The sequence below is a fragment of the Shewanella carassii genome (assembly GCF_019670705.1).
Lineage (GTDB): Bacteria > Pseudomonadota > Gammaproteobacteria > Enterobacterales > Shewanellaceae > Shewanella > Shewanella carassii.
This window is the reverse complement of record NZ_AP024618.1, coordinates 3,972,619-3,998,293: the sequence shown is the minus strand read 5'-3', so window position 1 is coordinate 3,998,293 and position 25,675 is coordinate 3,972,619. Positions and strand designations below refer to the sequence as shown.

Here is a 25,675-nt window from a genome sequence, read left to right as displayed (position 1 = left end):
ATGAAACCCTTGATAGTATGTTTGCTGGCGGGTTTGCTGCTGGCTTGTCAAAGCACTACTGAGCCGAAACCACAGTCACAACAACAGTCGATGTCACTGCAACCACTCGCCGAGGGCAGCTTGCCACTGAGGCCAGATCTGCAAACTTATACCTTGGAAAACGGTTTGCAGGTGATGTTGCTGCCCAGGAAAGATCCGCGGCAAAATGTGGAACTCAGGCTGCTGGTCAAGGCTGGCTCGCTGCAGGAAAACGACGCCCAGCAAGGCTTGGCCCATTTCGTTGAACACATGGCATTTAAGGGCACAGAGGCATTTGCAGATCAGCAAAGCTTTAAACAGCTGGAGCAGCAGGGGATCAGTCTTGGCAGCCATGTTAATGCGGTCACCAGCTTTGCTTCTACCGTCTATAAGTTGTCTTTACCCGCCGCCGATGAGCAACAAGTGGCGTTGGGACTGAAAATCTTATCCCAGTGGGGGCATAAGCTGACGTTCGATCCCCAAGCGTTTGAGCGCGAGCGGGAAGTGATCATCGAAGAGTGGCGTCTGCGTCAGGGGCTAGGGCAGAGGATCAATAGCGCCCTGGAGCAACTGCGTTATCAAGGCAGCGAACTGGCCGAGCGTAATCCTATAGGTCTGCCTGAAGTGATCCGCAATGCACCTGTGACCCTGGCCAAGCAGTATTATCAGGATTGGTATCAGCCGCAGAATATGGTGCTGATGATGGCCGGTGAGTTCGACGTCGAAGACGCTCGGCAGCATATCGAGCACTTCTTCGGGCCTATGGCGAAGGGCGACAGTAAAGTCACCGCCGACTGGGGCCGTTTCGATTCCTCCGCTGCCGAGGTGCAACTGCAAACTGTGTTGGATCCCGAGCAATCGCAGCGTTTCATCCAACTCATGCTGCAACAGCCCATGCCCGCGCCGCTCAATAGTGTCAACGGCCAATGGCGAGATCTGCTCGACAGGCTCTGGCTGGCGGTACTGAACCGTCGTCTCGGCCTGATGGTGGATGAACAGCTGTTTGCCAAGGCGCAGCTCGGCGATCAGAGCGCGGTACTATCGCCCTCGCGAATTCAGCATCTGGCGATTCTGCACCCGCTCGATGCCGACTATGGCACAGCGTTGCAGCGCTTTGCCACCGAGCTTAAACGTTTGGCGAGCCAAGGGGTGAGCCAAGCCGAGCTGGATGCCGTTAAGGGGCCCTTGTTGGCGCGCTTGCAACAGCAGGCGCTGAGCGAGTCGCGCTATGAAAGCGGTTATCTGCTTGAGCAACTGACCAATGCCGTCAGCTTTCAAATGCCTATGCTGAACAAGCAGCAAGAGTGGCAGATGACCCAGACCTTCCTCGCCGAGGTCACGCCCGAGCATCTGCAGGCGGCGGTGCAGTCTTTGCTGCAACAGGCCGAGGTCAAAATTGCCCTCATAGGGCCGGACACAGACGCTGAAAAGCTCAATAAAAATAGCCTGCTGACCGCCTGGCAGCAAGGGCTGGCGAGCACGCCAGGCGCCTTTGCGCTCAAACCCAGGCAACTGACACTGGACTTAACGCCGCCTGCGATGAATAAGGTTGTGGATAGAGCATCACTGCCGGCGCTTGGCGCCTTGCCCAAGGTGCGCAGTGAGCGCTGGCAACTGGCCAATGACCTGACCTTGCTGCTGCACAGCGATCCTATGCTGACCGATAACATTCAGCTGGATCTGCGCCTTCCCGGGGGCCGCTCTCTGGAGAACCACAACACCAAGGGCTATGTCAGCCAGGCGCTTTACCTGCCATCCTCCTGCGGTATCGGCGAATATTCGGGCCGGGATCTGCTGGCCTTGCAGAAGCAATACGGCATCAGCATCACCCCCTATGCCGAGCTGCTGCATCATGGCCTGCGTGGTCAGGCATCCGCCGATACCCTGGCGCCACTGCTCAAGTTATTTGCCCTGCGTTTGACTCAGCCCAAGTATTGCCAGGAGGCTTTGAGCAGGCAGCAGCAGGCCATTCAGCAACAGCGGAATCATATGCCCGCCGAGCGGCGCTTTATGGACGCCATCACACAAGCCGCATTCGAGAACGGAGAGCTGCTATTGATGCAGGGCAGTGAACCTGCATCAGAGCTGGCAAGGCTTGAGCAATTGGATAGGCAACTGCTGGGTGACCCAGGCGCCATGGTGCTGAGCATCAGCGGCAATCTGCCGCTCAAGCAATTGGGCGAGCAGGCCAACCTCTGGCTCGGTCATCTTGCTAAACAGGAGGACAAAACGGCGCAGAGCTGGACTGATCGCAACATTCGCCCCAAGGCCGAGTCCATGGAGCGCCGTTACCCCTGGAGCAGCAGCCCGAAAACCATGGTGCAGATCCAATACAGCCAGGATGCGAAGTGGAGTGCGGCAAACAGCATGGCGATGCAACTGATAGAGCAGGTGCTGAACCAAAGGCTGCGGCAGAAACTGCGCACCGAGGCTTCCGGTGTTTATGTGATCCAGATGTCGCAGCTATTGGCGCGTGACCCGGCGGCTTATTATCTGGGACGGCTCAACTTCACCGCGGCGCCTGAGCGGGCCGAGGCGCTGGCCGCAGACGCCGATACTGTAGTGCAGCATCTGGTGCGCGAAGGCATGAGTGTCGCCGAGTTCAAACAGGCCAAGCAAACCCTGGCCGTGTTGCAGCGTCAACAGCGCCAAAGCGCCGCCTTTTGGAGCGCCGCTCTGGCGCAGACCATGGCCGATGAAGGGCGACTTCAGGAGCTGGCCGAGACGGATAACACGCTGAATAAGCTGACGCTGGAACAGACCAATCAGTTGCTGCAACAACTCATGGGACAGCATAAGAAGGTCTTTATGTTGGAGCCAGCAGAGGTTTAATACCCAAGAGCCGAGGTATCTAACAAGACGGCCATTCGGCCGTCTTGTTTTACTAAACAATATGTTGAGGGCATTTATCAGAGTGACTTTTACCGAATCATATATTGTATGAGCCGTGTCGAATATTTCGCCATCAGACCTACTCGTTGACATGGGGCTATGGCAGACTGAATTTATGTTCAGGTGACGACAGCTAAATGTCCATGGAGGGGAAGGTGAGCAATTGTAAGTTGCCGATAGAGCGATTTGCTTTTCTCGAGATGTTGGCCTTTTGGAAAGGGAGAGTCCGCAATAAAGATATCGAACACCAATTTATCATTACCCGTCAGCAAGCCCACAAAGATTTGGCCAAATATCGGGAATTGCACCCCGGCGCCCTGATAAAGCTTGATAAGGCCTGCTTCGGGTTTGCAGAGCACGCCAGTCTTAGCTACTCATCTGCTTCCCTGGATGACTTTTTCCTCTGGTACGAGACAGGTTACTTTGCTCAGCCCCGCCCCTTGAATGGCTCCTGTGCCACCCGAATGGCATTGCCGGAACGCAACATTTGCCGCCATGTCCTCGCCGGTTTGATTAATGCCATCGAGCAAAACCTCAGGCTTGAGGTGGAATATGTCTCTCTGTCTAATCCCGAAGATGAAGGCCGAATTTTTACCCCCCACACCTTAGTCAAGGCCGGCAGCCGCTACCATGTTCGGGGTTACTGTGAAAAGTCAGCGGCTTTTCGCGATCTTGTTCTGAGCCGTTTTCGGGGAATTCCTGTTGTGGAGGGCATCGCCCATCAAACTGTAAAAGAAGACTCGGCCTGGCAGACCATGCTGGCGGTAATTCTGGCTCCGGATCCCCGCCTGACAGCACAGCAACAACAGGTGCTGGCCAAGGATTATCAGATGGAGGGTGGGCAACTCATTATTCAGTGCCGGGCAGCCTTGGTGGATTACCTGCTCAGGGAGATGCAGGTCAATACCAAGTATCTGGATGGCACTCCAGAGGCTCAGCAGTTGGTGCTGGTAAACCGAAATGACATCAAGCAGTGGTTATTCAATAGCTAGAACCGGCATGGTTTGAGCCGAGGTAAACTCAGTTAACCTGAGTGTCTGTACAGTATTGGTGGCAATAGGAAAGTTGGGTAAAAGTAACTGATATCTAACGCCGAGGTATTTAAATGGACGATTTCTCACCCTCTGATCTTAAAGTGATTCTGCACTCAAAACGCGCCAACATGTATTACCTCGAATATTGTCGCGTAATGCAAAAAGATGGCCGAGTACTCTATTTAACCGAAGCTGATAAAGAAAACCTCTACTTCAATATCCCTATCGCCAACACTACAGTCTTGCTGCTTGGCAACGGTACATCAATTACTCAGGCCGCGATGCGTATGCTCTCGCAGGCCGGAGTACTGGTAGGGTTTTGTGGCGGTGGTGGCACACCGTTGCATATGGCGACTGAAGTGGAGTGGTTTACACCGCAAAGTGAATATCGCCCTACCGAATACCTGCAAGGCTGGCTCTCATTTTGGTTTGATGATGAAAAGCGCTTAGCCGCTGCAAAACAATTTCAAAATGCCCGAATCGACTACTTACAAAAGGTGTGGCGCACTGACCGTGAACTCGCTCTGGAAAAGTTCAATGTTCAGGATCAGGTTATTCAACAATCACTTGAAACCTTCCACAAGCGCACAGTGGCAGCCAGTCAATCTTCAGAGCTGCTGCTTACCGAAGCGCAATTAACCAAAGTTCTATACAAATACGCGGCCAATAATACCGGCAAAGAGGGTTTTTCTCGCCAACAACAACCCGACAAAAAATGTACCGACAAAGCCAACGACTTTTTAAACCATGGCAACTATTTAGCTTATGGTTTGGCAGCAAGCTGTTTGTGGGTATTGGGGATTCCGCATGGCTTTGCCGTGATGCATGGTAAAACCCGCCGCGGTGCTTTGGTGTTTGATGTGGCCGATTTAATCAAAGACGCCATTGTGCTGCCCTGGGCCTTTGTTTGTGCCAAAGAAAACGCAACCGAACAAGAGTTTCGCCAGCAAATATTGCAAGCCTTTATTGAGCACAAAGCCCTCGACTTTATGTTTGACACAGTAAAACGCGTTGCCCTGCGAGATCAGGGTGAACAAGAGCGCGAGGCAATCCCATTATGATGGTCACCTTTGTCTCTCAGTGTGAAAAAAACGCGCTTAAGAAAACCCGTCGCGTACTGGATGCTTTCGCCAACCGGATTGGCGATAACACCTGGCAAACCCTGATCACCGAAGAGGGATTGTTAACGGTGAAAAAAATGCTACGTCAAACAGCCAGCCGCAGCACTGCCGTCAGTTGCCATTGGATCCGCTCTCGCTCCCGCAGCCAGTTTTTATGGGTGGTGGGGAGTAAAAAGAAATTTAATTTGGAAGGTGTGGTGCCAGTTAACAGTACTGAGAAAGATTTACTCAACAGCGACTATGAAAGTGATTGGAAATATTTGCCACTGATTAAAGCGCTCGCAGCTATGGCCGCTTTGTTGCACGATTGGGGTAAGGCTTCTTTACTGTTTCAGGAAAAATTAAACCCAGAGATTAAAACCCAGCATAAAGGCGACCCACTGCGCCATGAGTGGATCTCTTGCCTGTTATTTCATCAGTTCGTTACAAGCCAGATGAGTGAGAGTCACGATGAAGCATGGTTGAACTTTCTGATCAACCAAGGCATTGATGAGTCGCGATTGACTTACCAAAGGTTACAAACGGAAAAGCCACTAAGCGAACTGCCCAACGCAGCAGCATTGATTAGTTGGTTAATTGTTTCTCATCACAGATTACCGCTGCCCAAAAAAGAAGAGATGTGTCGGGAACAGCGAGAGAATTGTAATAGTTCGCTTGGTGATTTGTTGGCCAGAATTACTTCGGCATGGGGGTATGAAAACCAATTTGAGGATTACAACAGGTTGTTACCCAAATGCTTTGAATTTCCTTTAGGGCTACTTTCCCAATCACAAACTTGGCTAACGGCATTGCAACGCCGAGCTAAGGATTTATTGCATCAGTTGCCTTTGTTAGAGCAAGCGATGAATGACGGTAGCTGGCGCGTGGTTTTACACCATGCACGATTGTGCTTGATGCTGGGCGACCATTATTACTCTTCGCAAGCCAATGATCCTCGTTGGAAGGTTTCAACCGAGCTGTACGCCAATACAGATCCCGAGACCAAAGAGCGTAAACAAAAGCTGGATGAACATTTGGTTAATGTCGCCAGGGTGGCGGTGAATACGGTGAAGTTACTGCCCTTTTTTGAATCTGAGCCGCTAAAAGCGACTGAACTTACCGAGCTGGCACCCAAAAGCAGCACCCCAAAAGCGTTCCGTTGGCAAGATAAAGCGGTACGTAAAATTATCGAGTGGCGTGAGCATACTGAAGATAAAAGCCAAGGTTATTTTGTGGTCAACATGGCGAGTACTGGCTGTGGGAAAACCATGGCTAACGCCAAAATCATGCAGGCGCTCTCGGAGGATGGTGAAAGTCTGCGTTTTATTCTCGCGCTTGGTTTGCGCACTCTTACTTTGCAAACCGGCGATGAATACAAGCAGCGGCTCAAACTGCAAGATAAAGATCTCGCTGTGCTCATTGGCTCTAAGGCGATTTACGAGTTACATCACCAGACTGGTGCACAAGTCGATAAGGAGGAAGTGGAACTTAATCAAGCTGAGCTTGGCTCTGAATCGATGGAAAGCTTGCAAGAAGAAACTGATGAACTGCATTGGCAGCGTGTATTGCCCGAAGAAGAACTCACTACTGCTTTAATCGAAGAAGAACTCACTACAGTTTTAATCAAGGAAAAAGATCGCAAATTGCTGTATGCCCCGGTACTGGCTTGCACCATAGATCATATTATGGCGGCTACCGAAACCAAACGGGGTGGGCGTTATATATTGCCTTGCTTACGGTTAATGTCATCCGACTTGGTGATAGATGAAATCGATGATTTTACTGGCGACGATCTGATTGCGATTGGCAGACTCGTTCATTTGGCCGGTATGCTGGGGCGCAAAGTCATGATTTCCTCTGCCACTATCCCGCCGGATTTAGCGCTCGGTTTGTACAATGCCTATCGCCAGGGGTGGGCAGTATTTGCCGCCAGTCGTGACCGAAACGCCAGCATTAATTGTATTTATATTGATGAATTTACGGCACATACTCAGTTGGTGGGGAGCAATGATTATGACTTGGAGACTTACCAGGCCTTGCAACAAGGCTTTATCAATAAACGGGTCGAGAAGCTCAAACAGCAAACCGCCAAACGTAAAGCCGAAATTATCCCCTGCCTCAAACAACCTGATTTACCGCTTGATACTCAGTATTTTGCAACGGTAAAGCAAGCGGTGCTGGCCAAACACCGGCACCACTTTACCTTAGATCCCCAAAGCCAAATTCAAGTTTCCTTTGGTGTGGTGCGCCTTGCCAATATTCAACCCTGTGTCGAGCTAACCAAGTACTTGCTCAGTTGTGATTGGCCTGCAGATACCGAAGTACGTTGTATGGCTTATCACAGTCAGCAAGTGCTGTTGCTGCGCCACGAGCAAGAAAAGCATCTAGATGAGGTGCTTAAGCGTAAAGAAGCCGCGAACGAATTACCGCTTGCCTTCAGCCATTCCATTATTCGCGGTCATTTAAATGCCTGTTCTGCAAAAAATATGATCTTTATTTTGGTGACGACGCCTGTGGAAGAAGTGGGGCGTGACCATGACTTTGATTGGGCGGTGATAGAGCCCTCTTCTTTTCGTTCGATTATTCAAATGGCAGGCCGTGTACGCAGGCACCGTGATGGAGAAATTCCTGTGCCCAATATTGGCTTGTTGCAGTACAACCTCAAAGGGTTCAAGGGGAGAGAAGAGCGAGTATTTAACCGTCCTGGCTATGAAACCGACCGAACTACTCAGCTCGTCACTCATGACTTAACCCAGTTGGTGGACGAAAAGCCATTGCTGCAATCGGTTAATGCAGTTGCTCGAATTCAGAAGCGAGCGACGTTGGAGCCACAAAAAAACTTGGCGGATTTAGAGCACTTTGCCACCGCCAAAACATGCGGCACGGATCAAATCGGCAAGTCAGAAGTAAGCGAAGTTAACCGCCGGGATAGATTCAGCCGCAACCGTCGCGAAAGCCGACCTCAATCTTGTTGGTGTGAGCATTTACACGGTCATATTCATGGCTACTGGTGGCTTACGGCATTGCCGCAATACTTCAAACGCTTTCGTAAAAGTGAACCCTCAGTGCAAATCTACTTAGTTAAAAAAGCGCGCAGCATTGAGTTTTGTTTGCGTGAAGATCAGGGCGGCTTACACCCGATTGAACGCACCTTGAATATTGAACATCTACCGCTTCCATCAACCCAACAACAGAAGCTTTGGCTACAGCGTGATTACAGTGAGTTAGTCAGTTTATACAGTCCAAGCCCTGAGCAGGAGTTTGTCACGTCAGTACGATACGGAGAAATCAGTTTTATCTACCGGGAAGGAAGTCAGCAATACAGTTACAACGACCAATTAGGCTTGGTTAAGGTCAAATAGTGGAGGGATTTACCGTGTTAGATCCAGCAATAGTCACCTTTTTTGCCGAGCGCAAAGAAGCCTGGCTTAAGAAAAATGTCAGTACCTCGATGCAAGAATCAGAAGTATTGGAAAAACAGCGGGAGTGTGAGCAAAACTTTCTGTTGGCAAATTGGTTACCCGATGCCGCTAAAAGGGCTGGGCAAATCTCAATAGCCTCACATCCCTGCACCTTTAGTCATCCGAGTGCGCGAAAGAACAAAAATGGCTATGTTTCATCGATAATTGCCAAGAATAAACCGAGTGCCGATGGCTTTCTGCGATCAGGCAATGTGGCGGTAGAGCCTGATGCACTCGGTAATGCAGCGGCATTGGACGTGTATAAGTTCCTGAGCTTGCCGATGAGCGATCAACGCTCTCTGCTCGTGCATATTGAACAAGAAAGTGAGTTGGCTCGCCAGTTGCTTGAGGTGCCAACCTGTGATTATCAGACGCTACGAGACGGTTTTTTAAAAATGATCGATAGCGATCAAGCTTCGGTATCCAGCTCGAAGATTAAGCAGGTCTATTTTCCGGTAGCCGAAGGTGAATATCATTTATTGTCGCTATTGACCCATTCAGGCCATCTTTTTGAATTACGCAAACGACTTGATGCAATGCGATTTGGGGAGCTTGTCAAAGAGGCCAGAGAGAGCAAAAAAGCCAATCGATTTCACCCAGAGGGTTATCAAGAAATATTTGGTCTAACGACCATTGGCTTTGGCGGTACAAAACCTCAAAACATCAGCGTGCTCAATAACCAAAATGCGGGAAAAGCCCATCTTCTTCCATCCATTCCGCCTAATTTAACACCCAGAGAAATCCGCTTGCCTAAGACGGACTTTTTCAAAGAGTGTTTTACCGCTTGGCAAGCCAAGGAGGTGTTGGAAGCGTTGCATCGACTGTTTAAGACTGACTATAACAACATCAATATCCGTGATGGACGCGATTACCGTATTCAGCAATACGTTGATTTGGTTATTGAAAAAATGTGGCAAGTGCGCCTGTTTCTCACTGGCCATCAAGGCGATCTACCAAGCGAATTGCCATTGGAGCAAAAAGTTTGGTTGTACCCTGAATTTGAGTCGCAGCGAGAACAAGAGAATGAGTGGCTCGATAAAATCACTCGTCAAATTGCCCGTGGTTTAATCAACCACTACAGCCGCAGCAAAGTCATCAGCAACCCCTTATTACTGGCCGATCAAGAACTCTTGGCCATTGAGACAGTGGTTGCCAGCAATAGGGAGAACTTTCGATGAGAGTGCTGATTTTGCCCCATATTAGAATTCACAACGCCAATGCACTCTCAAGCCCTTTTACCATAGGTTTTCCGGCCATGACAGCATGGTTAGGGTTTGTCCACGCTTTGGAGCGCAAATTGAACCAAGCCGGTCTGTCTGAGTTAATGCTGCACAGTGTCGCCGTTGTCAGTCATTGCTGTGATGTACAAACTCACAAAGGTGAGGGCGATTTTGTCCATTCAATTATTGGTACAGGTAACCCACTCGATAAGGACGGTTCGCGTTCGGCATTTATAGAAGAAGCACGCTGTCATTTAGACGTCTCTTTAGTGATTGAGTGGAGTGGCGATGAGGAACAGGTGCAAAATCCTGATTTTGCAGGGCAATTGCAAGCGGTCATCGCCACCATGAAAGTAGCGGGTGGTGATGTCATCTGTATAGGAAAGCCCGCAATCGGCTCAGTGGTGACAGAAGAGGATACGACGCGAGTTCTACGCCAACTGATGCCGGGCTATGTACTGCTAGAACGGCGCGATCTAATGATAGAGGCCATGCAGCAAGACAATGATGCACTAGATGCACTGCTTGGCTACCTCAGCGTTAACCACAATTGTGAACAGCTTGAAGATGGCAGTGTTGTTTGGCACAGCCAGCGCAAAACCCATGGTTGGATTGTACCCATAGCAACCGGGTTTCAGGGCATTTCACCATTAGGTGAGGCGAAAAATCAACGGGATCCCACTACGCCCCATCGTTTTGCCGAAAGCGTGGTCACGCTAGGTGAGTTTGTTATGGCGCACAAAATTAAAAACCTCGATGACGCCCTTTGGCAATACAACTCCGATTTAGAAAACGATCTTTACCTTTGTCAGCAAGTTAACGCTATCAACGAACATGAATAAGGAACAATCTCATGGCTAAAATTAACGACACCGCTTCAGTATTGGCATTTGAGAAGAAACTAGTCCCATCAGATGGCTATCTATTTGGCACTAGCTGGGACGCTAAAGAACAGGTCACTCCTTTATCGTTACAAGAAAAATCGGTACGTGGAACCATTTCTAACCGTTTAAAAGCGGCAGTAAAAAATGATCCACTTAAGTTAAATGCCGAAGTGGAGAAAGCAAACTTACAACGTGTCGATGCCTGTGCTCTGGGGCAAGATCAAGACACTCTTAAACTCCATTTCACCCTAAAAGTGTTGGGTGGTTTAGCTCAACCTTCGGCTTGTAATAATGCGCAATTCAAACAGAGCTATAGTGCCGCAGTTGAGCAGTACATTGCCAAGCATGGTTGTTTTGAATTGGCAAAACGCTACGCCACTAACCTGGCAAACGCGCGTTTCTTATGGCGTAACCGAGTGGGTGCTGAAGAAATCGAAGTGCAAGTTAAGGCGCTTAATAAAGGAGCGGAGCAAACTTGGACGTTTGACGCCAAAAAGTTCAGCACCCGTCATTTCGATCATAACGATGAACAAGTGAGTAGTTTGGCTGAACGCATTGCCAAGGCCTTGGCCAGTAAGTCCGAACACCTGATGTTGCAAATTGACTGCTACGCAAAAGTGGGTAAAGCGCAAGAAGTTTATCCAAGTGAAGAGCTAGTGTTGGATAAAGGCAATAGCAAAACCAAGAAAAGTAAAATTCTTTATGCCGTTAATGAACATGCAGCAATGCACTCACAAAAAATAGGTAATGCATTGCGTTCTATTGATACTTGGTATCCAGAATACGCTTTGGCAGAACAAAGTGCAGGGGCGATTGCCATAGAACCTTATGGCGCAGTGACCAATTTGGGTAAAGCATTCCGCACTCCGAAAGATAAGCAGGATTTTTACAGCTTCTTTGACAAGTGGGCTCGTGGAGAACCACTACCGCGTGAAGAAGATGAGCATTATGTGGTGGCCGTGTTGGTGCGCGGCGGGGTATTCGGCGAAAGTGATAAATAGGTGGCGGTAATGAACTACTACCAAGAAATTACCTTACTACCGGATGTCGATATCTCGCTTGGTTTCCTCTGGCAAAATGTATTTCAACAAGTGCATATTGCACTTGTTGAACACAAAGTGGATGCAAATCAGTCTAGTGTTGCGGTTGGCTTTCCTGATTATCTCCGAGCTAAGTTTCCCCTGGGCGGTAAATTGCGCCTCTTTGCCAAAGAACAAGCGTCATTGGAAAAGCTAGCCATTCACCAATGGCTGAATCGGTTCGAAGACTATGCGCATATTAAAGGGATCAAACCCGTACCGAGTGATGTTTCCTACGTGAGCTTTGTACGCAAGCAGGTGAAATCGCCTGATCGGATTGAGCGGGCTATGCAGCAAAAGGCGGCATTATGGGCTGTAAAGTCGGGCAAGCCGCTGGCCGAGTGCTTAACCGATCTTGCAAAAAGCAAACCGACTGGGCAGTGTGATTTGCCATTTATCTTCTTGCACAGCCAGCAAACGAAACAACGTTCGCCGGACAAAAACAGCAAGTTCCCGCTGTTTATCGAAAGATATCCGCAAAGTACACCTGTGGATGGGCCGTTCGATTGCTACGGGCTGAGTCGTAAAGTTAATGGTATTGCATCGCTTGGAACAGTACCGCACTTTTAAGCATCAAAGGGTGAGCTTTACCCTTTATTTTTGCTCTTTAAAAATAAGCTTTATATACAATCAGTTACAACAGGTGGTGTTCAACAGGGTAAAAATAGGTTTTTTATCCTAACCACCTGTTGTGACTTTCTTTTATTGATTTATTCTATTGTTCACTGCCGCCCAGGCAGCTTAGAAAAGTCTCTGTAAAGCTCTTTTGAACCATCATCCGTTCACTGCCGCCCAGGCAGCTTAGAAATCGTATTTCTCATTGTGTCGCGCCGCTCTGGCGTTCACTGCCGCCCAGGCAGCTTAGAAAGCGCTGGCAGTCGCCTACGTAATGAGGGGCAAGTTCACTGCCGCCCAGGCAGCTTAGAAAGAAGGGCGCGAGCTGTTCGAGTTCTGGAGCGCGTTCACTGCCGCCCAGGCAGCTTAGAAAATCATCGTCCTCGATGATTTCCATGAATCTGAGTTCACTGCCGCCCAGGCAGCTTAGAAAATCTGGAGGCGGTCAAATGCCGATTGATTGGCGTTCACTGCCGCCCAGGCAGCTTAGAAAACCAGACGTACCAGACTCACGAATCAGCATCAGTTCACTGCCGCCCAGGCAGCTTAGAAAGAATTAGCCGCATACGTTGCGACTAACACTCCGTTCACTGCCGCCCAGGCAGCTTAGAAAACGAGAAGGAGCAGAACGGCGATAATTGCAATGTTCACTGCCGCCCAGGCAGCTTAGAAATCCATCCATTTCTTTTTCTTGGTTACATTTAGGTTCACTGCCGCCCAGGCAGCTTAGAAAACCTTCAAGCAAAACAAGGTGGTTGTCGATATGTTCACTGCCGCCCAGGCAGCTTAGAAAACCACAGCGCCTGCTCATCTGCTGTGTGAACGGTTCACTGCCGCCCAGGCAGCTTAGAAATAAAAACGGATACAAGAGGCTGCCAATAAATTGTTCACTGCCGCCCAGGCAGCTTAGAAAGTTACGGGTACTTGCTCCGTTACGGGTTCAGTGTTCACTGCCGCCCAGGCAGCTTAGAAAATACGGAGGATTGCACCAAACTCGACCGAACCGTTCACTGCCGCCCAGGCAGCTTAGAAACTCAGCAATGAACACTCCTGATACACCATTGCGTTCACTGCCGCCCAGGCAGCTTAGAAAAGTACTTATCCTCGTACTGTTTGCGGTCTTCGGTTCACTGCCGCCCAGGCAGCTTAGAAAGTCCGAGTGTTTTGTCCTCTCTATAATTTCCTGTTCACTGCCGCCCAGGCAGCTTAGAAATTCCCAATGCGCCCTGTTTCCAGGGGCACTGTGTTCACTGCCGCCCAGGCAGCTTAGAAAAGCTGGCCCCAACGCCAATGCTTGAAGCTATCGTTCACTGCCGCCCAGGCAGCTTAGAAAGCTTGCGCTGTGAATTGGGCAATTTTGAGATTGTTCACTGCCGCCCAGGCAGCTTAGAAATTCAAGATGTACCAGAGCAGCGGATTTAGAGAGTTCACTGCCGCCCAGGCAGCTTAGAAAGACACAGGGGAAATTCTCAACCGGCAGCAAACGTTCACTGCCGCCCAGGCAGCTTAGAAAAGTCCAGAAACTTGGCCAGCAGCTCCGGCCCCGTTCACTGCCGCCCAGGCAGCTTAGAAAATCGTAAGAAGCGGCGGTAAGCCACCCGTAATGTTCACTGCCGCCCAGGCAGCTTAGAAAATGGCGCGAAGTGTGGTACCTGCCTGCGAACTGTTCACTGCCGCCCAGGCAGCTTAGAAAGTCAGCGTCAAACTCTCCCGCTCTCAACTCAAGTTCACTGCCGCCCAGGCAGCTTAGAAAAACATGCAAATCAACCAAATCCACCTGAACTCGTTCACTGCCGCCCAGGCAGCTTAGAAATGAACTCAACTATCCGGAAAGGCCAGATATTTGTTCACTGCCGCCCAGGCAGCTTAGAAAGTTTTCGTCTTTGGGGTGGCCGCCAGTGATGGGTTCACTGCCGCCCAGGCAGCTTAGAAATTTGTCAAACGCTGCCGGGTTTAAAGAAGGCAGTTCACTGCCGCCCAGGCAGCTTAGAAATCCCCACCCAAGAAACGCTTGATAGCCCTTAGGTTCACTGCCGCCCAGGCAGCTTAGAAAGTTTGGGGGCGGAAACGTCTTTTAGTGCCTCAGTTCACTGCCGCCCAGGCAGCTTAGAAAGCCAGCTCCGCCAGCAAAGCAAGGAAACGACCGTTCACTGCCGCCCAGGCAGCTTAGAAATTGCAGTGACTCCTTTAAAACCACCTCATTAAGTTCACTGCCGCCCAGGCAGCTTAGAAATATCGGTGTCGGTCTGGCGTTGGCATTTTGCCGTTCACTGCCGCCCAGGCAGCTTAGAAAAATAAAGGTCACGCAGTACCACGCTGACAATTGTTCACTGCCGCCCAGGCAGCTTAGAAAACCTATCAAAATCATGGCAATAGAAATACCTTGTTCACTGCCGCCCAGGCAGCTTAGAAATAAGCGGGGCTTTTTTCGTTGTGGCCTGAGCCGTTCACTGCCGCCCAGGCAGCTTAGAAAAGGCTACCGGGTTCTGGCTCAACGAAGTCAAGGTTCACTGCCGCCCAGGCAGCTTAGAAAATACGATTACATCAAAGAGTATGTATGGACGAGTTCACTGCCGCCCAGGCAGCTTAGAAACTACGCTTACGTCTGTGCGCTTGATGCTTATCGTTCACTGCCGCCCAGGCAGCTTAGAAAATTACGTACTGATTCAAGTCCTGCAGCATAGTGTTCACTGCCGCCCAGGCAGCTTAGAAATAAGTCCCTCAGCCTTTTCTCTAGGTGTTTCTGTTCACTGCCACCCAGGCAGCTTAGAAAATCAGCGGTTCCAACTCATAGCGTCCGACAATGTTCACTGCCGCCCAGGCAGCTTAGAAATTAACTTCTGGGCCTGTCGCTTGTTGCCATTCGTTCACTGCCGCCCAGGCAGCTTAGAAATGATATAGGCCCGGCTCCGGGCGTTTCTCGGGGTTCACTGCCGCCCAGGCAGCTTAGAAATGTCATTCAGAGTAACGACACAGGTTATAATTGTTCACTGCCGCCCAGGCAGCTTAGAAATGTTCAGGTTATCCAGGGGCGCGGCGTATTCAGTTCACTGCCGCCCAGGCAGCTTAGAAAGCAGATCTCCCCCAGGAACACTGCAGCAGAAAGTTCACTGCCACCCAGGCAGCTTAGAAATCAAGGCGATGAAGAATATGATGAATCAAAAAGTTCACTGCCGCCCAGGCAGCTTAGAAATGACAGCTCCATGTTACACCGTCTATTGCATTGTTCACTGCCGCCCAGGCAGCTTAGAAATGCCAATGAGTAACGACGCAGACGAAGCCCAGGTTCACTGCCGCCCAGGCAGCTTAGAAATCAGCAGGGCCGGGATGATTAAGCCGAACTTGGTTCACTGCCGCCCAGGCAGCTTAGAAAGAGAAGATTAACTGGTTCTTTGAAACCGTGGAGTTCACTGCCGCCCAGGCAGCTTAGAAAGAAGCACGGGCATATTGTGAAGTTTACCAACCGTTCACTGCCGCCCAGGCAGCTTAGAAAGTTCTTCTGGTGATGACCTTTCCCCCGAATTTATCACTCGGCCCCAGCAATATCCGAACGTCCTGCATTTATGGGGCTGAAGAGGCCGAAACTGAGGTGATTTAAATAGCGGCCCGGCTCAAGGCAGCATATCTACTCGAAGTAGTCTGCTGGCGCTGCGGCCTTTGTCGTCGCTGACCGATAACTGGAAGCGTCCTGCTCTGGGTGGGCGCCATTCCAGGGTTTGGCCCGGCAGGCTCTGGCCGAGCAGGCTGTTACCGGCAAACCAGTAGAGTATTTGGCTGTCGGAGGCGGCGTCGGCCTTGAGGGCTATGTGTTCATTGGCCACGCTTTGGCGCAGGCTGTAGGTGACACCCTTCAAGGGGGAGCGGATAAGCGGGGCCGAGTCGCTAACCGCGACTCTTTGGCTACAGGCGGCCGGAAGCTCCGGCGGCCTCCTGCGGGGTAAACCTGCCTGCTCGAACAGGGCCGCCAAGTCTGACGGCCAGAAGGCAAACACCTCCTGGTGGTGAATTGCCGAGTCGTAGGGTGGGCAGACGGCGGCGCCGGTTTTGTTATCCAGCCACACGGGGCGATGCAAGTTGGAGACCTTGATGGGGGAAACTCCCGGGATATACCAGCCATCGACCAATTTGGGGCACCAAGGGTTGGGCAGCTCGCCGGAGGCGGCGCAGAAGGCTACCTTTTTCACTGTATCCGGCGGCGTGTTGGCCATGTCAGCCGTGCCCGGCAGCGCGCCCTGCAAGGCATCGCTGAGGGCGAAGAACAGGGGCCCGGCGGTACGGACGCCGACAAAGGCCGGGTTGGGGGTGGCGTCGAAGTTGCCCACCCAGACTACCAACACATAGGGGCCTGTGATACCGGCGCTCCAGGCATCGCGATACCCCCAGGAGGTGCCTGTTTTCCAGGCCACTGTCCAGTTGCTGCCGGGCAGGCCGTCGGCGCGGGGGTTGTCCTTGAGTATGTCCCGCACCATAAAGGCGGCGGCCGGGCTCAGCAAGCTCTTTCCTTGCGGGCTGATGGGCTGGCTTTGTTGATCCCGCAGCGGGTAGTCATGGCCCTGGCTCGCCAGCATCAGGTACAGCCGCGCCAGCTCCGCCATGGTCAGCTCGCCGCCGCCCAGCGCCAGGGATAATCCATAATGACTTTCACCCCTGAGCCCCTGAATGCCTGCCTGGCGCAGGAAGCCGTAGAGATTGGGTTGGTTCACTTGTCCTGCCAGCCACACGGCCGGCAGATTGCGGCTCTTGACCAGGGCGTCGTGGGCGCTGATGGGGCCGGTAAATCTGTGGTCAAAGTTCTCCGGTTGGAAACTGCCAAAGGCGGTGGGCGCATCCTTGAGTATGCTCAGCGGGTGTATGAGCCCCTGATCTATGCCCAGGCCAAACAGAAATGGTTTCAGGGTTGAGCCCGGCGAGCGGCGGGCGGCGACGCCGTCCACCTGGCCTTGGATATCGGTATCGAAGAAGTCTGCCGAGCCTATCCAGGCCTTGATGCTCTGATCGCGGCTGTCCACCAGGATTGCGGCGGCATTCTTGACCCCCAGATGGCGCTGGCTTTCGATATACAGCCCAAGGCGCCGCTCCAGCAAGGCCTGCAAGCCGACGTCCAGGGTGCTGTGAATTAGGGTGTCACTATTATCCCGCAGCAGGCGGCGGCTGAAGTGCGGCGCCAGAAATGGCAGCTCAGTGCGGTCATGGCCGATGGCGGTGAGGGTCAACAGGCCGTTGTTGCGGGGATCGTCGCGATAGCTTTGTTGCCAGAGCAACGCCAGACGGTCGCGGGCATCCTGAAAGTCGGCGCCGAAACGGGCGCGCCGCGCCGGGCTTTGCGGCATGACCGCCAGGCTGAGGGCTTCACTGAGTGACAGTTCACCGGCGTCTTTATGAAAGTAGATGCGGCTGGCAGCGCCGACACCTTCAATATTGCCGCCCATGGGCGCCAGATTGAGATAGGCCTCGAGAATATCATGCTTGGAGTAACGCAGCTCCAGCCAGAACGCCGCCAGCATCTGCTGCAATTTCCCGGCAACCTGGCGGCTGTTGATGTTGTAAACCCGCCGGGCCAGCTGCATGGTCAGGGTCGAAGCGCCCTGGCGATCATCCTTAAGATAGGTGGCGACTATCGCCCTGGCGGTGGCCGCCGGGTTGATGCCGGGGTGGAAGTAAAAATAGCGGTCTTCCTTGAGCAAGATGGCTTGCACCATGTTGTCTGAAACCCCTTCCAGGGGTTGCCAGAGCCGATACTGGCCATCACTGGCCAGCGTCAGCCGCAGCAGACTGCCATCGGCGGCCAACACCATGCGGGAGCTGGGTGCCAGTTTTGAAAAAGGTTGTGCCGGCCAGAGTCTCAGCCCCAGCAGCAAGGCTGCCAGGGCCAGCAGGCACAAATAGCGGCGTTTCATGGCGCTTCGATCACCAACTCACCACTTGGGCCCTGAGCCTGAACCAGGGGATCATACAGCCCCTCGGCGTAGGCGGGCGGCACCTGGAACTGGCCGACATTGGTGGCCCTAACCTTGTAGACAAAGGTTTTGGCATCGCGCCAGGCGGTACCGTAGAGCACCAGGCGGTCTTCGCGTACATTGAGCCACTGTGGCGACCAGTCGCTGTGCTGAGCCATGCCTACAGGCGGCTGCCAGCCATCGAAGCTGTCATCCTTGTCACGATAAACCGGCTCCACGCCGCCGGGCAACAGATCTATTAGAACCACCTGCTGCAACTTGTCCATATCTGTGGCGCGCAGCCGCAGCCTGACCAGGAATTCATCCCCGACCTTGACCTTGGCAAGAGGTTGCTGCTCCAGGGTCAGATAGTCGCGGCTCACCTCCAGCCCCTGGCTGAAAGGCTTGGCCGAGCTTTGGTCAAATCCCTGCTGGCTGAGAAGATAGAAGGCATCATTGCTGCCGGTTTTCTGGTATTTCACCTCTTCACTGCCGAGGGGCAGCTGGGCCTTGGGTAGACTCAGTGCCTGCCAGGCCTTATCGACCAAGGCTTGCATGGCCAGCCCCTGATCGCCGCGGGAGTTATCCAGGGCGGTCAGCGCCCGCACCAGAGTACCGGCAGACAGCGAGCTGTAACGCTGCTCGCTGAGCCACTGGCCCATGCGCGGCAGTAGCTGTTCCGGCAGGTCATCCAGGCGCTGTGGCGCCTGACGGGCGATGAGTGTCAGCAGCTGGGCATCGTGCACCATGGGATCCAGGTAGAGGCCTAGGCGCTGGGGCTTATCCTCAAGCAGCTGCCACTTCTGCGCCTGCCACAGCGGCTCGGCCAACTGTTGCTGCTGCATCAGGGTAAAGCTGGCGGCCAGCCAGGCACTGGCGATGTCTGCTTGCCAATCTTTGGGATAGTAGCGCTGCAAACGCTCGCGGATGTCGGCCAGGGCGCCGCTCACCTGCACCCCCTGGCGGGCCAGCAGATACGCGCCATAGGCACGCTCGCGCAGCTCATCCAGGCCGCTGCTGGGGCCGGAGCTCACGCTCGACAGATAGCTGTTGGCCTTGTCCAGTAGATCCTGGGGCACGGGGTAACCCTGGGCCTTGGCGTCCAGCAGCATGTCTACCACATACAAGGCCACCATAGGCTCGACTATCGGGTTGGCGGCCCAGAGACCGAAGCCGCCGCTGCTGTTCTGGCGGCTACGCAACTGGCCAATGAGTTGGTTAAAGTCATTGAGATTATCCTGGGGCTTACCCAGCAGCAGCGCAGGTACGGCTTTGGATACCAACTGCTCGGTACAGGCGTGAGGATAGTTGTCCAGATAATGGCTCAGCCCCTGAGCCCAAACCAGCGGACTGTTGCCGAGGGCCGCTTCCACCTTGCTGAACGGCGTAAACAGCTGACGGTCAAGTTTGAGCTTGGCTTCGGCGCGGTCGAGCACAGCCGTGGCCAGGGTTAAACGGTGGGGCGTTAACGGCCGTACCGAGATGCTCTCACTGATCTTGAGCTCGCCTTCGCTGGTGGCGAGCTTCCAGTGGAGTTCTCCTTGACCCAAATTTTCGCCTGCCTTGACGGCAAAGTGCGCCGTGGCCTCACGGCCCGGTTCGATATGGAACTGCTGCGGTTGCAAGTCGCTACGAAGGGCGCCGCTCAGGCTGAGGGTCAGGGTAACATCCTGCGCCTCGGCTTCTGTGTTATAGAGTCCCACAGTAACATCGGCGCTGTCGCCGGGGGCCAGGAAGGCCGGCACATTGGGACTCATCACCACAGGCGCTTTAACCGCGACACTGGCCTCGCTGGTGCCTATGCCGCTTTCGGTGGCACTGACGGCAAAGAAGCGGATACTGCCGTTGAAGCTGTCGGGCACTGTATATTGCAGCCGCTGCTCTCCGGCGGCCAACTCACGAATACCCGACCAGTAGACCACAGGCTTGGCGCGCTTGCGCTTGAAGGGGTTGAGGTTGGCTGCCAGCAGCGCGGCGGCGTCACCTCCGGGGGCAGCCTGGCGCATCAGCACCTTGAGATCCGGCAGCAGCAGGTCGAGAATTTGGCTCGAATCTACGCTGAGAGCCTTCTTGTCGAAGAAGTGCGCCAGTGGATCCGGCGCTTCATAACGGGCCACCTGCAAAATACCGGCATCAACCCCGAATACCACGACTCTGGCTTTGCTTGGCAGCTTGAGGTCGATATCCAGTTGCGTCCCGGGTTTAACCTTTTCCGGCAGGCTCAGGGCGATGGCTTGACGCCGCTCACCGAGATCCACCTTAAAGGGTTTCACGGCATAGGACAGCGGGCTCATAAAGACTTCTTCCGAGTCCGGTGCCCGCAGGAACTGCACATTGATATAGGCATTGCCCTCAATGCCTTGCGGCAGGGTAATGCTTTGCAACGAACGAGTGCTGTCGGCCTTGAACCATTTGAAGGCGTAGACCTTGTCTCTCTCTATGGTGATGAGTCCGGCGCCGCTGTAAGGGGCCTGGATCGCTACCTGAATGCTTTCACCCGGCAGATATTCTGCCTTGTTTAGCGTCAGTTCCAGCTCGGCGTTGCGCTCCAGCGTGCGACTGACGTTGCCGCTGCCGGCAACGCTGTAATCTATTTGGTTCAACTGGCGGCCGTTTTCATCCAGCAGTCGCAGGCGGTAGTCACCCGGCTCCCTGGTGTCGAGTTCCAATTGGCCACCGCTTGCGGCCAGACTCAGGGCAGTGCTGCCCAGCAGTTTGTCTTTGCGGCGCGATTCATAGCGATAGGTGCCGTCATTCTGTTTCACCAACACAGACACCCAACGCCGGGCGATACGCTCGACTTTGAGCTCAGTAGCTACACCTTGAAGGTCCTGGCCAACGGCTTGCAGGTTGAGCACACGCTTGCCGTCTTTGCTGATGAAATCCAGAGCGCCATCGCTCTTGTAGCCCAGTAACCAGTCGGCATCGGATACCAGTAGCTGGTCTTGGGCGCTGACGCCGTGGCCTGAACCGGCTTCAAATACCCGCGCCAGCAAGTGCAGCTTGTAAGTGCTGCCGGCAAAGCGGTCCAGCGCCAAGTCCAGGCTAGCCTTGCCTTCGCCGTCTGTGGTGGTTTCGCTCAAGTCTTCGCGGAACGATTCCTTGAGCTTGCCCAATACCCCAAAGCGATAGCCAGGCCAGGCTTTGAAGCTGATATCGGTTGGTGACAGCACCATCTCGCCGCTGACACGGCGATCGCTCGCCGGGCCGCCGAAGAGTTGCTCGGCCAAGACCTCGGCCTTGAGCTGCTGCGGCTTGCGCCAGCCTTCAAACTGCTTGTCGGTGCCCAGAGAGACTCGCACCTTGATACGGTCCGGCTCGAAGTCGCGCACCTTGAAGGTGACATCCCCCAGACGCGTGAGGCGGTATCTGTCTTTGATGAGGGACAGAGTGGCGAGATAGTCACCGGCAACAGCGGTTTCACCGGCGCTGAAGTCCAGGCTGTCAAAGCCGCTGCCATCGAGTTTGAAGGTGCGATCCAGCACGGTTACCCCGCGGGGATCGGTGATCTGCATTTTTACCGGCAGGCCACCCAGGGCGGTACTCCAGTCCTGCCCCCGCACCAAACTGGCGATATGAGCCGTCTCACCGGGGCGATACAGCCCGCGGTCGGTGAAGAGGTAGGCTCTCAGGGCGCCGGGATCGTCGCTCTCATAGCTGCCGCCGGTGTCGAAACGGGACAGATTGAGCTGGCGACGCCAATCAGCCAGCGGCAGGAAGGAGAGATCGCCATCTTTTTCGACCCGATAGTAGAGCGGGGTCTTTTCCCGGCGCAGATCGCCAAGCTTGGCAAAGCTTGCATGACCGCGTTCATCGGTCAAAGCCTCGGCTACCGCTAAACCATTGCGGCCGATGACGGCCACCCGGGCTCCGGCCACCGGAGTCCCCTTGCCTAGGGATTGCACGAACAGATCCTGGCTGCCATCATGGCTACGTTTGGCGAGTATCCCCAGATCTGTCACGACCACAAAGCGCAGATCGTGGGCCTCGGTTTGGTAATAGTCGAAGGTTTGGCTGTCTCTTTCATCGGCCGGGGTCAGCTTGACCACAAAGATGCCACGCTTGTCCTTGAAGAAGGGCTTGAGGTCGACGCTGCCGTAGAGCGTCTTGCTGGGATCGCGCCCGGCAAGCTGTTGCTTGAACACCTGACGGGTAACCAAACGGTCGAAATCTGTGTTGTTGAGGTAGGGCTCGGCAAAGCTGCCCGAGCTTTGATCTATCAGGGCATTAAGCTGCTCAGGCAGTAGCTGGGCGACCTCAATCTGCACCTTTTGCACCCCACGGGCCAGATAGCCGAGGCGTTGATCGTCGTCCAGAGTCAGCAAGGAACCTTCGCCGAGGAAATTGAGCGCCTTGGGATATTGCGGCATTCGCAGCACAGTCAGCACGGCATCGCGGGACAGATAACCCCCTTGGCCTTCGACTTCCTTATCCACCATTACCGCCACGTAGCGATCGACCGGAGCTTTCAGCTTGAAGCTGTGCAACTGGTTGAGGCCTTCGGCACCGGGGATCTGGGTCAAGGTCAGTTTGTCGGCCTTGGCCAGTACCTGTTCGGTGACATTTTCCTGATACCAGTGACGGCTTCCCTTGGGATTTTTCACCGGCAGCAACCAGGCATGTACCTTGCCTTGAAGCGCTTCGTCGTTGACCGGACGTGAGCTTTCCATCGTCAGTACCGGCTCGGGTTCATCCTTGTCGTTGTAGGCGAAGTTGACCTGAGCCTGTTTAAAGCTCAGCTGATAACGGCCGGGAACCTCTACTTGCCATTGGCTCTTGCCCGCCTTGTTGCCGCCCTTAGCCGCCTGGATCCCTTTGCTGACTTCCAGGGTTACAGTGCTCTGCTCAAGTGGCGTGGCGAGCGCAGGAGAATGTATGTAAGCGAACAGATGCTTGTCGTCGAAGGTGACTTCGGTATCGCCATTGCCGCTGTAGGTCAAGCCGGGGCTCAGCAATATCGCCAGTTGGGGTTTGACCGAGGCCGTGTCCACCGGGTGGCTGAAGGCCAGGGTGGCGACCAGCTTTTGAATGCTCGGCTGGGCCGGATCCTGGTACAGACGCCCCTCAGAGATGGTGGCCGTGAAGGCGGCTGTGCTGAATTCGCTCTGGTATTTATCCAGTAAGATATGGTCTGCCAGCAGCTGCTTCTTATCCAGGCTGACTGCGAACTTTTCCGCAATCGGCCAGTCGTTATCCGGAGTAAATTGCAGATGTTTGTCACTGGCCCAGCGCCACTGCCCGGCGAGTTGGGGGCTGAGGCTGACACCCTTGGATACAGGTTTGCCTATGACATCCAAAGGTGCGACCGAACCACTGAAGGTCAGGGTCAAGGGAGCGACCTGAGGTTTGGCTTGGTGGTAATCGGTCAGCCGCGGCGCCTTGAGCGTATAATGCAGGGTATAGGGCTTGGGTAAATGCTGGTACCAATACCAGCCGCCCCAGCAAAGCACAGTCAATACAGATAGCAGCAGTAGGCTTCCCAATGCTTTAAAGGGATGTTTTATGCACCAATGCATCCAGGGCGGAGCCTGCCAGTGACCAAAAACGGTAGCGAGAACTCGCCAAACTACCGAGAAGAAATTTCCTATAAGCTGTCCCATCAGTCCATGTCCTTGCTGTGTCTCGTAGCGCTATCGCCAAGTTGGGTGACGTTTTAAAGATGTCAGTCGCCGATGTCAATCAGACCGGGGCGATGCTGTGATGCCCTATTCGATATCGCCTCTGTAACTGTGGCTATATGGTACAACAATCAGGCTGATTTTCATCTGTGTTGCTTTGATAAGTCGGTGAGGATCAACAATATAGTGTCTTCATGGAGGGTAAAACAAAAAAGGCTTACCGTTTTATGGGTAAGCCTTTTTTGTTACAGCATCTAGCGAACTGGTTATCAGTTCATGCCGTATGATATAAAACGACGTTTTGGCACGTTTTTTGTTGTCCTGAGTTGTGCGTTTAACCTATTGAATTTGTGTTATTTTATCTCTTTTCTTGTTCATGTTTGTATTGAGTTGTTTTGGTTCTTATGGTTAACTCGGGGTACATGTGGGGGTACATGGAATTGCTTCATGTACCCCAGAAAAAGAGGTCGACATGGGCAAGTTATACGACAAACATTTGAAGGTTCTTTTGAATAAACCTCAGGAGAGTATTAAGACCCTTTCTGATGGTGAAGGGCTGGGTGCTCGAGTCTCGTTACAAGGAAAAATTCGTTGGCAGTTTCGCTATAAGGTTGATGGTAAGAATAAGCGAATGGATTTAGGTGATTACCCGGAAATTTCGTTAGTGAAAGCTAGGGACATCGCTATGCAATGTCGTATGTGGTTGGCTGACGGGTACGATCCAAAACTCCAACGACAGGTTGAACGACAAGCCACTTTACAACCTGTAACCGTTCAAGAAGCCATCGATTATTGGTTTGTTAACTATGCTAATGATAATCGTGTCAATGCCGCTCGCCATCGAGCTCAGTTTGAAAAGCATATTTATCCCTACATTGGCCATTTGCCGCTGGAGCAAACAGAAACCAGACATTGGCTAGAATGTTTTGACCGCATACGTCGTGGTGTACCAAAGCGTAAACAACGTCCGGCGCCAGTTGCTGCTGGCTATGTCTTCCAGAATGCCAAGCAAGCTTTAAGGTTTTGTCGAGTAAGACGATACGCGGTTAGTCGTGAGCTTGAAGATTTGACAATTCCTGATGTGGGTGCCAAGCAACGTAAGAAAGACCGGGTGTTATCTGAGGTTGAGCTCAACGACTTGATCGCTTTTATCCAAACACGTAAGTGCAATCGCTATTACGCTGATTTGATCTGGTTGTTGCTGGTCTTTGGTGCTCGAACGCAAGAAGTCCGTTTATCAACATGGGATGAGTGGGACTTTGATAAAGGGCTTTGGACTATTCCACGTGATAACAGTAAAAACTCAGAAATCATCCTTCGCCCCATCCCTGACGCATTGCGTCCGTGGTTGTTACAGCTTAAAGCTAAAAACCAGAAGAGTGGCTACTTGCTTGGTGAATTGAAGAAACCGGAGGCTGTCAGTATGTTAGGTAGCAATATTTGGAAGCGTCTAGACCATGATGAAAAGTGGACTCTGCATGATTTACGACGCACCTTGGCAACTCGTTTGAATGACCTTGGTATATTGCCTCATGTGGTTGAACACCTCTTGGGACACACGATAAGTGGGGTTGAGGGGATCTATAACCGCAGTCAGTACATGAACGAAAAGCGTGCCGCGCTGGATCTCTGGGTAAGCACAATCACGCCCGCCTCATGGGAAGGGTATCGGGCATTCGCTTAAGGAAGCTGCGATTAAGTGGTCCGCAGCTCCTGATATGACGTCCCAAACCGTCCTTTATCGACGTCCTGTGGCTCAATTTTCCAATTTTCAGCCCAAAATCGTCTCTTCGTGGCTGATTTTGGCCCTGTTTCAGG

General features: G+C 52.9%; 11 protein-coding genes and 1 CRISPR repeat array. Of the genes, 9 read left to right on the top strand and 2 right to left on the bottom strand.

All coding sequences use genetic code 11. The features are described 5' to 3' along the window. From K5621_RS17935 to cas6f, 8 genes are all read left to right on the top strand, one after another. On the top strand, positions 1-2,850 hold the full coding sequence (locus K5621_RS17935) for a M16 family metallopeptidase (RefSeq protein ID WP_221049938.1): 2,850 nt from the start codon (positions 1-3) through the stop codon (positions 2,848-2,850). A 215-nt stretch (positions 2,851-3,065) separates the two neighbouring features. Continuing rightward, entirely contained in the window at positions 3,066-3,902 is an 837-nt protein-coding gene (locus K5621_RS17930) for a BrxR family transcriptional regulator (RefSeq protein WP_221049937.1), read from the top strand. A 113-nt stretch (positions 3,903-4,015) separates the two neighbouring features. Beyond that, positions 4,016-5,005 carry a type I-F CRISPR-associated endonuclease Cas1f gene (cas1f, locus tag K5621_RS17925; protein ID WP_028781394.1) on the top strand — a complete coding sequence of 330 codons (990 nt, stop codon included), beginning with the start codon at positions 4,016-4,018 and terminating at the stop codon, positions 5,003-5,005. Next, positions 5,002-8,406 carry a type I-F CRISPR-associated helicase Cas3f gene (cas3f, locus tag K5621_RS17920; protein WP_221049936.1) on the top strand — a complete coding sequence of 1,135 codons (3,405 nt, stop codon included), beginning with the start codon at positions 5,002-5,004 and terminating at the stop codon, positions 8,404-8,406. Before cas1f ends, cas3f begins: the two co-directional genes overlap by 4 nt. Before the next feature lie 14 nt (positions 8,407-8,420). Then, the gene (gene csy1 / locus K5621_RS17915) at positions 8,421-9,683 is read left to right on the top strand and encodes a type I-F CRISPR-associated protein Csy1 (RefSeq protein ID WP_221049935.1); all 1,263 of its coding nucleotides are present in this window, start codon (positions 8,421-8,423) and stop codon (positions 9,681-9,683) included. Continuing rightward, complete coding sequence (gene csy2 / locus K5621_RS17910) at positions 9,680-10,567, top strand: type I-F CRISPR-associated protein Csy2 (RefSeq protein WP_221049934.1); 888 nt, start codon at positions 9,680-9,682, stop codon at positions 10,565-10,567. Before csy1 ends, csy2 begins: the two co-directional genes overlap by 4 nt. Before the next feature lie 11 nt (positions 10,568-10,578). Continuing rightward, positions 10,579-11,610 carry a type I-F CRISPR-associated protein Csy3 gene (gene csy3 / locus K5621_RS17905; protein WP_071475679.1) on the top strand — a complete coding sequence of 344 codons (1,032 nt, stop codon included), beginning with the start codon at positions 10,579-10,581 and terminating at the stop codon, positions 11,608-11,610. A gap of 9 nt (positions 11,611-11,619) precedes the next feature. Further along, positions 11,620-12,258, top strand: a complete 639-nt coding sequence (gene cas6f / locus K5621_RS17900; RefSeq protein WP_221049933.1) for a type I-F CRISPR-associated endoribonuclease Cas6/Csy4 — start codon at positions 11,620-11,622, stop codon at positions 12,256-12,258. Positions 12,259-12,408: 150 nt separating this feature from the next. Next, positions 12,409-15,796: a CRISPR direct-repeat array (repeat unit 28 nt; unit sequence GTTCACTGCCGCCCAGGCAGCTTAGAAA). A gap of 118 nt (positions 15,797-15,914) precedes the next feature. On the opposite strand, the gene pbpC is transcribed toward cas6f, so the two are convergent. Then, positions 15,915-18,200, bottom strand: a complete 2,286-nt coding sequence (gene pbpC, locus K5621_RS17895; RefSeq protein ID WP_221049932.1) for a penicillin-binding protein 1C — start codon at positions 18,198-18,200, stop codon at positions 15,915-15,917. Then, positions 18,197-23,839, bottom strand: a complete 5,643-nt coding sequence (locus K5621_RS17890) for an alpha-2-macroglobulin family protein (protein ID WP_221049931.1) — start codon at positions 23,837-23,839, stop codon at positions 18,197-18,199. Before K5621_RS17890 ends, pbpC begins: the two co-directional genes overlap by 4 nt. 490 nt (positions 23,840-24,329) lie before the next feature. Here K5621_RS17890 and K5621_RS17885 point away from each other — a divergent pair, with 490 nt between their 5' ends. After that, complete coding sequence (locus tag K5621_RS17885) at positions 24,330-25,541, top strand: tyrosine-type recombinase/integrase (RefSeq protein WP_221049930.1); 1,212 nt, start codon at positions 24,330-24,332, stop codon at positions 25,539-25,541. Positions 25,542-25,675 lie beyond the last annotated feature (134 nt).